General features: G+C 62.5%; 12 protein-coding genes. 11 read left to right on the top strand and 1 reads right to left on the bottom strand.

Annotation, left to right across the window (positions count from 1 at the left end; genetic code table 11):
* Positions 1-38 precede the first annotated feature (38 nt).
* Positions 39-1991 (bottom strand): glycerophosphodiester phosphodiesterase family protein, encoded by a 1953-nt coding sequence (locus tag MTP42_RS08500; RefSeq protein WP_249257126.1) that lies wholly within the window; start codon positions 1989-1991, stop codon positions 39-41.
* Positions 1992-2172: 181 nt separating this feature from the next.
* Here MTP42_RS08500 and MTP42_RS08495 point away from each other — a divergent pair, with 181 nt between their 5' ends.
* The 11 genes from MTP42_RS08495 (at position 2173) to MTP42_RS08445 (ending at position 13485) form a co-directional block, all read left to right on the top strand.
* Positions 2173-2910, top strand: coding sequence for a formate dehydrogenase accessory sulfurtransferase FdhD (locus MTP42_RS08495; RefSeq protein ID WP_249257125.1), 738 nt, complete (start codon positions 2173-2175; stop codon positions 2908-2910).
* Positions 2911-3100: 190 nt separating this feature from the next.
* Positions 3101-4012, top strand: coding sequence for an FMN-binding protein (locus MTP42_RS08490; protein ID WP_156060875.1), 912 nt, complete (start codon positions 3101-3103; stop codon positions 4010-4012).
* Between the two features lie 22 nt (positions 4013-4034).
* Positions 4035-4679: a ferredoxin-like protein gene (locus MTP42_RS08485; protein ID WP_156060877.1), complete on the top strand. Its 645-nt coding sequence runs from the start codon at positions 4035-4037 to the stop codon at positions 4677-4679.
* Positions 4680-4691: 12 nt separating this feature from the next.
* Entirely contained in the window at positions 4692-6848 is a 2157-nt protein-coding gene (locus MTP42_RS08480) for an aldehyde ferredoxin oxidoreductase N-terminal domain-containing protein (protein ID WP_156060879.1), read from the top strand.
* A 26-nt stretch (positions 6849-6874) separates the two neighbouring features.
* The gene (locus tag MTP42_RS08475; RefSeq protein WP_249257124.1) at positions 6875-7792 is read left to right on the top strand and encodes a hypothetical protein; all 918 of its coding nucleotides are present in this window, start codon (positions 6875-6877) and stop codon (positions 7790-7792) included.
* A gap of 429 nt (positions 7793-8221) precedes the next feature.
* Positions 8222-9460, top strand: coding sequence for a molybdopterin molybdotransferase MoeA (locus MTP42_RS08470; RefSeq protein ID WP_249257123.1), 1239 nt, complete (start codon positions 8222-8224; stop codon positions 9458-9460).
* Entirely contained in the window at positions 9450-9968 is a 519-nt protein-coding gene (gene mobB, locus MTP42_RS08465; protein ID WP_005931907.1) for a molybdopterin-guanine dinucleotide biosynthesis protein B, read from the top strand. Before MTP42_RS08470 ends, mobB begins: the two co-directional genes overlap by 11 nt.
* Positions 9969-9986: 18 nt before the next feature.
* Positions 9987-11006: a molybdopterin-binding protein gene (locus tag MTP42_RS08460; RefSeq protein ID WP_249257122.1), complete on the top strand. Its 1020-nt coding sequence runs from the start codon at positions 9987-9989 to the stop codon at positions 11004-11006.
* A 71-nt stretch (positions 11007-11077) separates the two neighbouring features.
* Positions 11078-11575, top strand: coding sequence for a cyclic pyranopterin monophosphate synthase MoaC (gene moaC / locus MTP42_RS08455; protein ID WP_186851375.1), 498 nt, complete (start codon positions 11078-11080; stop codon positions 11573-11575).
* Positions 11568-12548: a GTP 3',8-cyclase MoaA gene (moaA, locus tag MTP42_RS08450; RefSeq protein ID WP_005931898.1), complete on the top strand. Its 981-nt coding sequence runs from the start codon at positions 11568-11570 to the stop codon at positions 12546-12548. Before moaC ends, moaA begins: the two co-directional genes overlap by 8 nt.
* Before the next feature lie 4 nt (positions 12549-12552).
* Entirely contained in the window at positions 12553-13485 is a 933-nt protein-coding gene (locus MTP42_RS08445; RefSeq protein WP_249257121.1) for an MOSC domain-containing protein, read from the top strand.
* The last annotated feature ends 43 nt before the right edge of the window (positions 13486-13528 follow it).

Raw genomic sequence — 13528 nt, 5'->3', positions numbered from 1 at the left:
CGTTGGTTCAATGATGCCGCAAGAAAGAGGGGGCTGTGTTACGCCGCGTCCACGAACTCCTCCGGGTCTTCCACGGCATCGGTGATGGTCTCCTCCGCGGCATCGGAGGAGTCGGCAGGCTGCTCCGGGTGGAGCAGGGCGTTGAGCAGGTCACGGAAGTCGATCAGGCTGTCGTCCACCTGCTGATTCCGGGCCAGCAGGTCCTGCACCATGTCGGGCTTGTCGGTGATGAGGTCGTCCACACCCAGCTCCAGCATGTGGGTGGCGACCTTTTCGCGGTCGATGGTCCAGGCAGACACGGTCTTGCCCCGCAGATGGACGGCGTTGACCATGCCGGAGGTGATAAAGGTGGTCTCCACGCTGAAAAAGTCGGCATCGGGCAGGTCGTAGTAGTTGCCTACGCCCAGAGCCAGAATGTAGCCGGTGGGGTACTCAGGGGCCAGCGCCTTGACCTTGTGCAGGGTCTCGTAGCTCTGGGAAGTGATGACGCAGTTGGAGCTGTCGAAGCCGTATTCCCGCAGCAGGCGTACGGTCTCAGCCTCCAGAGCAGGGGTGGCGGCGCTGGGCTTGATCTCCACGTTCAGGCCGATGCGGCCCCGGCAGAGCTGCAGCACCTGTTCCAGGGTGGGGATCCGGGTGTCGGCAAAGCGGCTGCTGAACCAGCGGCCCGCGTCCAGCTGTGCCACTTCGGCGTAGGTCAGATCATAGACTTTTGCGTTTTTGCCGGTACAGCGTTTCAGGTTTGAATCGTGGGTCACCACGACCACGCCGTCGCTGGTCATCTGCACATCCAGCTCGATGCGGTCGCCGCCCTTGAGGATGGCCGACCGGAAGGCGGGAAGGGTGTTTTCCGGGGCCACGGTGCAGTCGCCCCGGTGGAAGGTGACCAGCGGGGTCACGCCGCCCACGGCGGTGAGCAGGGCATCGTCCTGGGGCAGGGCATAGAGGTAGACTGCCATCAGCCCGGTGGCCAGCGTGACCCCGGCCACCGCAGCGGTGAGCAGGGGCCAGCCGCCAAAGCGGTGCGGTTTGCTCTCCGGCAGCGCTTCCGGCGGGCAGTCACGGCAGCAATCGTAGAGGAATGCGATGATGGTGCACTGGGCCGTGGTGACCTTACAATCCAGCAAAAAGCCGAAGAAGGGGATCTCCAACAGATACAGCGCACGGGCGAGCAGCAGCATGGCGCGGGTGCTCCGCAGGCCGATCAGCGCTGCCACGCTGTAAACCAGCAGGGAAGCTCCGAAAAAGACCAGAACAGACCGGACCAGCGCACTGAGGTTCCACCGCAGCAGCACACCGGCCAGCCGGGGCAGCTGTGTTTTGACATGGGCTGCGCTCTCCTGAACGGCTTCCCACAGGTTTTTGCGTTCCAGCGTAAAGAGGGGGAGCACCAGGACCCAGAACAGGGTGAACAGGAACGCCGCACCCAGAATGAGAAGAAAAAGCACCAGATAGAGCGGCTTTGCCCGGACAAGCCCAAGGATGTACTCCGGCACGGCCAGCTGAGAGATATAGTTGTAGGTCACGAATACATCTGTAAAGGGGATGAGCAGGGCGCAGTAAAGCAGGATGGGCCAGTTTTTGGGGAGCAGGACATGGCGGATATCCCCCAGCGACCGGACGAACAGGGAAACAGGACGCAGTGGTTCACCCCGGCGGGCCAGCGCAAACCCGTGCAGGAGGATGGAAAAGCCGTACAGGTTCCAGAACGCCGCCAGAAGGACGATGAGCACGATCCCGCCTAAAATGGTCGGTGAAGTAAAGATCTGATGCGCATTGTTGTTGGTCAGGTAGTTCACCGGCGAGCAGCGCAGTGTCAGCGACCAGATGCCATTCATGGCGGGCAGAAACAAAAGATAGGTCAGGGCTTTGTACACCAGCACGGCTGTCAGAACGGCAGCGGAGGCCCGGTGCAGCAGGGTCAGGGCATGGTTCCGGGTGTCCTTGTAGGCCCGGTGTGCCCGCGTGAGGGAGCGGAAGAGATGCTTCAATTTGGATTCCACCTCGGTACTGGGATATGGTTCTGTCATTTTACAGTAGTATATCACAAAGCCGGAAAAAATGGAAACGACACGGATCGACAGTTTGTTCCAGAGGGCACAGGCGCTTTTCAGCGGAGCAAAAGCGTGTTACAATAGGGGCAGAGTAAAACAGACAGGGGAGGAACACCCAATGCAGATCATGGATCAATTCGGTGCAGCACCGGGGGCAGAGAGCGTCCGGATGCCAGATGGCACCGAGCGGACACTGGCGGCAGAGCACGCCGCGGCCATTCTGGTCAACGAACAGCCAGCCTTCCGGGTGGTCTGCACGCCGGAGCTGCTGCCGCAGCTGGCGCTGGGCCGTCTGCTGACCGAGGGCTGGATCACCGCCGCTGACGAGGTGGAGCGGGTGGCCGTCTGCGCACAGGGCCTCAAGATAAGCGTTCAGCTGCGCCACCCGCTGGCGGCAGCGGAACAGGCCGGGCAGGAGGTGCCCAGCTGCTGCACCGATAACCTGACGCTGGCCAGCCCGGTGCAGCTGCCGCCGCTGGCTCCGGTGCCCCAGCGGGAGATTCCCGCCGCATGGGTGGATGCGCTGGCCGATGCCATGGGGCAGGGCCTGCCGCTCTACCGTGCCACCCATGCCGTGCACAGCTGTCTGCTGCTGCGTGCGGGCAAGATCTTGTACCGGTGCGAGGATCTGGGCCGCCACAACGCGCTGGACAAGGCCGTGGGCTGCGCCCTGACAGAGGGTATGCCGCTGGCGGAGTGTGTGCTCTTTACCAGCGGCCGGGTGCCGGTGGATATGGTGCGCAAGGCCATCCGGGCCGGTGTGCCCGCGCTGGTGAGCAAGAGTATGCCCACGGTACAGTCGCTGGAGCTGGCAGAGGAATATGGATTGAAACTGTTTATCCGGCAAAAGAAATGATTTCACCAAGAGGCAAGAGCTTTTGAGAGAAATTGTAGGGCTTTGTTTGTGCGTATACGTTGACTAACCGGTGGAAAAAATGTTATTCTTATAACGAAGAAACCGTTCCGCACTGTTGCAGCAGGTGGAACGGCTGTTTTCGTGCCCGGGAGTTCCGGGCACAGCTGAATCAAACAGGCAGGTGATACAATTGAAGCAGGCAAATCATGCGCCGCAGTCCTTGTGGCGCAGGCGGCTGCCCGGCTATGCGGCCATGGGTGCGGCAACGCTTGCCATGGCGCTTGGCCTTGGCGGGCTGATGCACAGCCGCACCACGGTGGCCGGAACGGCCCTGCCGCTGGCAGATGCCGACGCTGCCACCTATGGTGTGAGCGCGGTGTACCAGCTGGATGACACCACGTATTATGTGGTGGGCAGCAAGCAGGGCTTCCAGAGCGAGGTGCAGGCCGGTGTGACGCTGGACCGCGACGGCAATGTGCTGGATGTGAAGATCCTGGCACAGGCCGAGACCGACAGCCTGGGTGCTCAGTGTGAGAACCCGGAGTTCACGGCCCAGTACCAGGGCGCAGCTCCCTTCACGCTGGCAGGCAAGCGTTACACTGTGACCGACCCGGCCACCGGCACGGCTTTTGCTGCCGCAGGCAGCGCCGAGACCGATGCTGCCCCCGCTGAGGCCTTCGACCCCGCCGCATGGCGTGCGGGCGATACCTCCCCGGAGGCCGAGGCTACCCGGAAAATGTATGAAGCCGGGCTGACCCTCTCGGCCCTGAACGGCCAGCCGATGGACGACGCGCTCATCCCCCCGATGGACAACAGTGCTGAGGCTGTGGCACGGCGCAAGCTGTACGCGGCGTGCCTGAGTAAGAGCGCGCAGGACGGCGAGGAACAGGCAGTGCCTTATGCAGACTGGTCCGCTGAAAAGCAGGCCGAGTACAAGCTGCAGGCAGCTGATCTGACCACCCAGGGCAGTGCGGCCGACACGGTCAGCGCTGACATGACCCAGGTGGATGCGCTTTCCGGTGCGACCATTACGTCCACGGCGGTCACGGACATCGTCAACAATTCTTATTTCTATGTAACCGAGGTGCTCTGCGCAGAGTGACCTCACGGAGGAATGGAAACCTATGGCAAAAACTGATTTTCTGACGGCTGACATGACCCGCCGTCAATTTATGAAGATCTCGGGCAAGAGCCTTGCAGGACTCACCCTTTCCGCATCTATGCTGTCCCTCTTTGGCTGCTCTCAGAAGCAGGTGGACGCCGGTGCTGTGGCGACCTGGGCACTGCCCCAGGGTCTGCTGGTGGTCAATGCTGACCTGTGCACCGGCTGCCAGCGGTGCGAGATCAACTGCACCCTGACCAACGACGGCGTGTGCTCTTCCTACATCAGCCGCGTCAAGATCCAGCGCCGCCTGAATCTGGACGGCGACGGCAACGGTCTGCTGTCCGGTACCGACAACTGCTTTGTCTACTTCCCGGATACCTGCCGCCAGTGTGAGGATCCCGCCTGCGGCAATGCATGCCCCCAGAAGGCCATTGTCACCAATGAGCAGGGCATCCGCGTGGTCGATACCGACAAGTGCATCGGCTGCGGTTCCTGTGTGGAGGCCTGCCCCTGGCACATGCCCACCGTCAACCCCGAGACCGGCAAGTCCTCCAAGTGCATCGCCTGCGGTGCCTGCGTGGCGGGCTGCCCGTCCGGCGCTCTGTCCATCGTGGACTGGGATGCCGTTACCAGCGCAGCACAGGCTGCTTACAAGGACCTGTAAGGAGGAACAACAATGGCTGAAACCTATGGCTGGGCAGGCAAGATCCTGCGCGTCAACCTGACCACCGGTGAGATCACCACCCAGGACGACGCAAAATACCATAAATATATCGGCGGTATGGGCATGGCCTACCGCATTATGTACGAGGAAGCTCCCATGGAGCTGGACCCCTATGACGAGAAGGCTCTGGTCATCTTTGGTGTCGGCCCCCTGACCGGTGCCGGCGTGCCCTGCTCCGGCCGTATGAACGTGACCTTCCGTTCTACCTGGTCCAAGGGCCACTCCATCATCGATGCACACATGGGCGGCCACATCGGCTCCATGCTGAAGTATGCCGGTTACGACGGCATCGTTGTCAGCGGCATCTCCGAAAAGCCCGTCTACCTGCGCATCGAGGACGGCGAGGTCTCTCTGGAGGACGCAAGCGAGATCTGGGGCAAGGGTACCTTTGCTGCCAACAAGTGGATGGTGGAGCAGAACGGCCGTGAGTTCGAGACTGCTTCCATCGGCCCCGCCGGTGAGAACCTGGTGGATTACTCCACCCTGAACACCAGCTTCGGCAACTCCGGCGGTGCCGGTCTGGGCGCTGCCATGGGCAACAAGAAGCTGAAGGGCCTGGCCATCCGCGGCACCGGCAGCGTCAAGGTGGCTGACCCCAAGAAGGTGCTGGAGCTCTCCAACTACATGATGGGCAACCTGATCGGCGGCAATAACAACCACAACGTGCCCGCACAGCCCCAGAGCTGGGCAGAGTACAGCGCCACCTCCGGCAAGAACCGCTGGTCCGGCGCTCCCGGCCGTATGTGGAAGAAGGCTCCCGGCGGCCCCGTGGATACCGGCGAGCAGCCCTACAACGATATCAACAAGGTGGCTCTGCGCTGCTTCAAGGGTTACTTCGACTTCGGCGCTCCGGCTGCCGAGTACACCGTGAAGAACGGCGGCTGCTCCTCCTGCCCCATCCGCTGCTACACTGAGTACGATGTGGATCCGCTGGCCGATTACGACCTGCCCACCCACAACTCCAACACCTGTATGCCCGTGCTGTACGGCACCCGCGTCTATCCGGACGGCGTGCACGATTTCAAGTACGAGGGCGATGGCACCATGGTCATCAACCTGGCATGGTCTCATGCTGTGGACGATATGGGCCTGTGGGATAACTACGGCAACCTGAACCGCGACCTGCTGTGGATCCTGCGGATGCCGCGTGAGGAGGCCACCAAGTACATCAGCGAGGCTGAGTACGACTCTCTGCCCTGGGAGTGGGAGAAGGCCGGCGATCCCCGCTGGGAGGTGGAGCTGATCCGCCGCATGGCTTACGGTGAGGGCGACCTGTCCGTGATCGCCAAGGGCACCCTGGCTATGATGGAGAAGTTCGGCCTGCCCAAGAGCTGGCTGGACCGCGACGATGGTGCCACCAACTCCAACCTGATCTACAACGGCTTCCCCAACCACCACGGCCCTGCTGAGGCATGGCAGGTGGGTATGCTGTACAACCTCGTCTACAACCGCGACTGCATGATCCACGAGATCGTCTGCGAGACCGGTTCCGGTGCTCCCTATGATGTGACCAAGAAGGTCATGGAGGACTTCTTCGGCGAGGGTTGCTACGATAAGGCCAAGGCCTACACTCCCATCAACGAGAACAAGGCAAAGCTGGCTGCATACTGCGTCAACGACAAGAACTTCCACGACTCCGCCACCCTGTGCAACTGGATGTGGCCCATGACCCAGTCTCCCTCCAAGGAGCGCGAGTACCACGGCGACCTGGATCTGCAGGCAGACTTTATGACTGCTGTTACCGGCGAGACTTATACCCAGGCCGATCTGCAGGAGGACGGTGCCCGCATTACCCAGATGCTGCGCGCGATGACCGCCATCAGCTTCCAGCAGAACTGCGGCAGCGCAAACCTGCGTCAGGAGCACGATGCCATCTGTGATTGGGTGTTCGATAAGGACCCCGACTTCAAGGCATTCGAGGAAGGCACCACCAAGCTGGACCGCGCCGACATGGAGAAGGCAAAGGATCTGTTCTACGACGTCTTCGGCTGGGACCGCACCACCGGTGTGCCCACCCGCGAGACGCTGGAGAAGTATGATCTGGCTGACATGGCCGATGATCTGGAAAAGCGCGGCATCTACGCCCAGAACACCGCAGCAGCTGAATAAATCCCATAGAAAGAGGAACGATCGTCATGTTGTTTGGCAGACGTAAACCCGGCTACACCACCACTGTGGACAGCAGCGTGGACCCGGAGCAGGCCGTTCTGGACCTGCAGAAGGCAGAGCTGGCCGCCAAGAAAAAGCCCAAGGCAGAGGTGTTCGACATCAATGCCGCCAGCGAGACGGCCCGCCGCCTGAAGGAAACGGGCAGCAGCTTTGACGGCAGCGCCGCCAAGACCGGCGAGGATGTGATCGCCGCCGTGGAGCGGGAGACCGCAGAGCTTGCAGCAATGCAGGCTGCCGGGGCCGCACCCGAAGCCGCCGAAACTGTGCAGGAAGAGGCCGCAAAGCCTCAGCTGCTGGATTTTCTGGCCGGCGAGCCGGAGGCTGAAAACGATCCTTTTGCGGATCAGCCCACCCAGACCGCGCCGGAGCTGCCGGAGCTGACCCCCGCGCAGGAGCTGGCCGGTTACATCCGTTCCCGCAGCGCTGCCGCGCTTGTCACGCCCCACGCATTGTTGGTCAGTGAGGTGGAGAACGCCGATGAGCTGCTGGCTCAGATGCCGCAGGACCCCCAGTGTGAGGATATCGTTGTCCGTGCAGGCGCAAAGGATACCTACTATTACTCCAACGCCAACATGAGCGATAACTACGCCATGATCGCCCAGCTCATTGAGGACAAAGACCTCTGTGTCATGTTTGCTGAGATGGTGCGCTTCAATGCACGGGTCTACCCCAGTGCCACCCCGCTGAAGTACTTCCAGCGCTCCCCCTACGGCCTTGCGCCGGAGGAGATCGAGCAGACCTGGAAGACCATGCAGGGCAGGCCGGAGTTTGCCGACATCGAGGAGCTGACCAACAATCAGAACGAGCGGTTCCTCTTCTCCACCCAGCACCTCACCCGCCGCTATGCAAAAGCCATCAGCGACGTGGATGATTTCTGCGACTAAAAGATCATACACAATTGAATAGGGTACAAGAGCTTCTTTGAGCAAGGCTGTCTAAACCCCGCAGGGGGCAGGACACCGCGCCGCAATGCTAAGGGCCAACGCCGGCATTCAAGGGTGGCAGGGGAAACCCGGCCGCCTTCCCGCAGAAGAAACGCTGCAATTTGAAAAAAAGAACTCCTCCCATCCACCGTTCCGGAGCATTGCCTCCCTCCCGTTGCTGCAACAGCGGAAAAGGAAGCGGCTCCCTCGGCGTGGCGGCCTGCAGGCTGCTGCTCCGGGCCATGTTCGGTTTTTTGCGGGGGCGTTTTGATTTTCGGTCAGAACGTCTCCGCTTTTTTTCACCTGCCGATCGAAAAGAGATCTCCCCGGGAGTTTGTCCGGGCCATAGCGGGCAAACTGTGCCCCGGGGAGCGATGGAGGATTTTTGCAATGAAACAGCCTTTTTGCACGCCAGCCCAGGCCCTGCGCCGGGTGCTGGATGCTGCTGCGGCTCTCCCGGTGCCTGCCACGGAGCGGGTGCCGCTGGATGATGCCTGTGGGCGGATCGCAGCCCGGGACCTGTGTGCCCGGATGGATCAGCCCCCTTTTGACCGGAGCCCTCTGGATGGCTATGCCCTTCACAGTGCCGACACGGCCGGGGCGGGGGAGAAGACCCCTGTCACCCTGCCGGTGGTGATGAAGCTCTACGCCGGGGATGCCCCCGCCGCTGCCCTGCCTGCCGGGTGTGCTGCCCGCATTATGACCGGCGCACCCCTGCCCCCGGGCGCGGACTGCGTTCTGATGCAGGAACTGACCGACAGCGGGGAGGAGCAGGTGCGCATTTACGCACAGCTTCAACCCAACGCCAATGTGGTGTTCCGGGGTGAGGACATCGCCGCCGGTGCCCCCATTGCCGCCGCCGGAACTGTGCTGACCCCGGCGCACATCGGTGTGCTGGCCGGTCAGGGCATCCCGGATGCCGAGGTCTTTCGCCCCCTGACCGTGGGCGTGCTTGCTACCGGCAGTGAGCTGCTGGAAGCGGGCGAGGCCTGGGCTCCCGGTAAGATCTACGATGCCAACGGGATCCAGAATGCCGCCCGCCTGCGGCAGCTGGGCTTTGCCGTGGAGCGCACCCACTGCTCGGATGACCCGGAGGAGATCGCCGCCCGGATGCAGGATCTGCTTACCCGGTGTGATGCGGTGATCACCAGCGGCGGTGTTTCGGTGGGGCAGAAGGATTACCTGCCCACAGTGCTGGAAATGCTGCACGCGGAGCCTGTTTTTGCCGGGGTGGCCCAGAAGCCCGGCAGCCCCATGATCGCTGCACGGGTGGGAGAAAAGCTGGTGTTCTGCCTGTCCGGCAATCCCTTTGCCGCTGCTGCCACGCTGGAGCAGTATGCCGTTCCGGCTCTGCTGCGGGCCGCAGGGCGGCGGGAAGAGGACTGCATCCCGGAGCACACCCGGGGCAGGCTGACCACCGGCTTTTCCAAGCCCAGCAAGGGAACCCGCTTCTTGCGGGCCAGAGCGCTGGGCGGCCTGGTGGAGATCCCCGGCGAGGGCAACGCGGAGGCGCATTCCTCGGGCAGTCTGTCGGCCATGATGGGCTGCAACTGCCTGGTGGAGCTGCCTGCGGGCAGCGGCCCGGTGGCTCCGGGCGAAGAAGTGGAGGTACTGAACTTTGTACAGTGAAAAGAAACAGGCGCTTGCTGCCGAGCTGAGCCTGAAGCGCCCGGCTGTGCTGGCCGTGAGCGGTGCGCACAACAGCGGCAAAACGACGTTATTGGAAAAACTCATCCCCCTGCTGCGGGCACGGGGTTTGAAGGTGGGGGTCATCAAGCATGACGGCCACGATTTCACCCCCGACGTGCCGGGCACCGACAGCTTCCGCCTGCGGGAGGCCGGGGCCGAGGGCGTGGCGGTCTTTTCAGGCAGCCGCTACCTGCTGACGGAGGAATTCCGCCTGAACGAGCAGGATCTGCTGGCCCTGTTTGAGCGCCACGGCTATGATCTGGTGCTGATGGAGGGCTTCAAGGAGAGCGGCTGGCCCAAGATCGAGGTGGTGCGCAAGGCTGTCTCGGAGGAGCCTGTTTCCTTTGAGCCGCTGGCCATCGTGGGGGATGTTCCGGGCGCGGATTTTGCACTGGACGAGCCCGCAGCGCTGGCCGACTGGATCGCTGCACAGATGCCTGCATTGTAACAGGGGGAGGAAGAAACCATGAAACTGATCCGTACCGAAGACGCGGCAGGGCAGGTGCTCTGCCACGATATCACCCAGATCATCCCGGGTGAATTCAAGGGGGCCCGCTTCAAAAAGGGCCACATCATTCAGCCCGAGGATATTCCGGTGCTGCTGAGCATCGGCAAGGAAAACCTCTATGTCTGGGAGAAAAAGCCCGGCATCCTCCACGAGGACGAAGCTGCCGCCCTGCTCTACAAGGCCGCTGCCGGTCAGAATATCCACGGCACCGAGCCCCGGGAGGGCAAGATCGAATTGATCGCTGACTGCGACGGTCTGCTCAAGATCGACCGCAGGGCCCTGCTGGCGGTGAACAGCACCCCCCAGATGATGATCGCCACGATCCACGGCGACCTGCCTGTAAAAAAGGGAGCCAAGCTGGCTGGTACCCGTATCATCCCGCTGGTCATTGAGCAGGAGAAGATGGAGGCCATGCAGGCTGCTGCCGGGCCGAAGCCCATCCTGAACGTGCTGCCCTTCCACCAGAAGAAGTTTGCCGTTATCACCACCGGCAGCGAGGTGTTCAAGGGCCGCATTGAGGACAAGTTTACTCCCATCCTCGAGCAAAAGCTGGCGGTGTATGGCTGTGAGATGGCCTTCCACAAGGTCTGCGACGATGACCCGGCGGGCATCACGGCCGCCATTCTGGAAGCAAAGGCCGCAGGCTGTGAGCTGATCTTTACCACCGGCGGCATGAGCGTGGACCCGGACGACCGCACCCCGCTGGCCATCAGGAACACCGGGGCTGAAATTATTACCTACGGTGCGCCCGTGCTGCCCGGTGCCATGTTCCTGGTCAGCTATCTGAACGGTGTGCCGGTCTGCGGTCTGCCCGGCTGTGTGATGTACGCCAAGCGCACCATTTTTGACCTGCTGCTGCCCCGCCTGCTGGCCGATGACCCCATTACCGCCGAGGATATCGCCCGTCTGGGCGAGGGCGGCCTCTGCCTGGGCTGCGCCGAGTGCCACTGGCCCAACTGCGGCTTCGGACACTGCTGAAACCCTCTCAGTCAAAGCCTTTCGGCTTTGCCAGCTCCCCCGAAGGGGGAGCTTAACTAAGGTGAAAAAATATGAGTGAAAATAATCTGACCCACTTTGATGCCGCCGGAAACGCCGTGATGGTGGACGTGAGCGAAAAGCCCGTTACGGCCCGGGAGGCCACGGCCCACGGCATCATTACCATGAATGCGGATGCCTTTGCCGCCGTGCAGAGCGGTACCGTGAAAAAAGGCGATGTGCTGGGCGTGGCCCGGGTGGCCGGCATCATGGCCACCAAGCGCACCAGCGAGCTGATCCCCCTGTGCCACCCGCTGCCGCTGACCAAGGTGCAGATCGAGTTTGACCTGCTGCCCGAGCGCCGGGCTGTGGAAGCGCGCTGCACGGTCAAGACCAGCGGCGTGACCGGCGTGGAGATGGAGGCCCTGACCGGCGTTTCCACCGCCCTGCTCACCATCTATGACATGTGCAAGGCCGTGGATAAGGGCATGGAGCTGGGCGAGATCCATCTGGTGGAAAAGACCGGCGGCAAGAGCGGACATTACATCCGGGCGGAGGGCGGCTATGTTTGATTCCAAGGGCCGCAAGATCCATTATCTCCGCCTTTCCGTGACCGACCTGTGCAACCTGCGCTGCCGCTACTGTATGCCGGACGGTGTGGACAAGCTGGAACGGGAGGATATCCTGACCTACGAAGAATTCCTGCGCCTTGCCGCCCTGTTTGCCCGGTGCGGGGTGGATACCGTGCGGGTCACCGGCGGCGAACCGCTGGTGCGCAAGGGCGTGGAGCAGCTGGTCAAGGGGCTGAAAGCCATCCCCGGCATCCGGAAGGTCACCATGACCACCAATGCCGTCCTGTTGGAACAGCAGCTGCCCGCCCTGCTGGAGGCCGGGCTGGACAGCGTGAACATCAGTCTGGATACGCTGGACCCCGCCCTGTTTGCAAAGATCACGGCCCGGGATGAATTTGCCGCCGTGCAGGCGGGCATCCATGCCGCGCTGGAAAGCGGCATCCCGGTCAAGCTGAACTGCGTGCCCCAGGTGGGCGTGAACGAAGGTGAGCTGGAAGCGCTGGCCGCTCTGGCACAGGACAAGCCCCTGCAGGTGCGGTTCATCGAGATGATGCCCATCGGCTACGGGGCGGCCATGCCCTGTATCTCCGGCCCGGAGCTGCTGGCCCGCTTCCGCAGGCGCTGGCCGGAGCTGGCCCCACTGCCCGGGGCGGCATGTGCCGCGCTGGGCGACGGCCCGGCGGTCTATTACACCGTGCCGGGCTGGAAAGGGGACATCGGCTTCATTGCCGCTGTCCACGGCAAGTTCTGCGCCTCCTGCAACCGGGTGCGGCTGACCAGTCAGGGCTTTCTGCGCCCCTGCCTTGCCAGTGAGGCCGGATGTGACCTGAAAGCCCTGCTGCGCAGTGGCGCGTCTGACGAAGAGCTGCTGACTGCCATCCGTACCACCATCTGGGAAAAGCCCCAGGAACATCATTTTGAATTGAAACAGGACATCCCCGCGACCCGGGGTATGTACCGAATTGGAGGATAAATCTATGGGAAAACTTCTGGCGATCTGCACCAGCCCCCAGCGGGGCACGGTCAAGACCGAAGTGGAAAGCGCGCGCCTGACCCCGGAATGGGGTATTGAGACCGATGCCCACGGCGGGAACTGGCACCGTCAGGTCAGCCTGCTGAGTGCCGAAAAGATCGAGAACTTCCGCAAGAAGATCTGGGTGGACTACGGTGCCTTTGGTGAGAATCTGGTGGTGGAAGGCTACGATTTCCGCAATCTGCCCGTGACCAGCCGCTTTGCCATCGGGGACGTGGTGCTGGAAATGACCCAGATCGGCAAAGAGTGCCACAACGACTGCGTCATCAAGCAGAAGACCGGCGAATGCATCATGCCCCGGGAGGGCGTGTTTGCCCGGGTGCTGCAGGGCGGCGAGATCCACGTGGGGGACGAGGTGACCCTGCTGCCCCCGCCGGAAAACCCGCCCCTGCGCGCTGCCGTCATCACCCTTTCTGACAAGGGCAGCCGGGGTGAGCGGGAGGACAAGAGCGGACCCCTGATCGTGGAGATGCTCACCGCTGCAGGCTATCAGGTGGAGGAGACCATGATCCTGCCCGATGAGGCAAAGGCCCTGAAAGCACAGCTCATCCGACTGGCCGATGGCCGTCAGGTCAACCTGATCCTGACCACCGGCGGCACCGGCTTTGCCCCCCGGGATATCACCCCGGAAGCCACCTATGCCGTAGCGGACCGCAACGCCCCCGGCATTGCTGAGGCCATGCGTTACCACAGCCTGAGCATCACCCCGCGCGGGATGCTCAGCCGTGCCGCCAGTGTGCTGCGGGGCAAGACCTTCATCGTCAACCTGCCCGGCAGCCCCAAGGCCGTGAAAGAGAATCTGGAGTACATCCTGCCCAGCCTGGAGCACGGGGTGCGCATTGCCGCCGGGCTGGACGGCGAGTGCGCCCGCAAATAAGTCTGTTTCACCGCCGCGACGCTGCTTTTGGTGCCGGGCGTGA

It is taken from the genome of Faecalibacterium sp. I2-3-92 (genome assembly GCF_023347315.1).
Lineage (GTDB): Bacteria > Bacillota > Clostridia > Oscillospirales > Ruminococcaceae > Faecalibacterium > Faecalibacterium duncaniae.
Note: the sequence above shows the minus strand (reverse complement) of the source record. Positions and strands in the feature narration are given on the sequence as shown.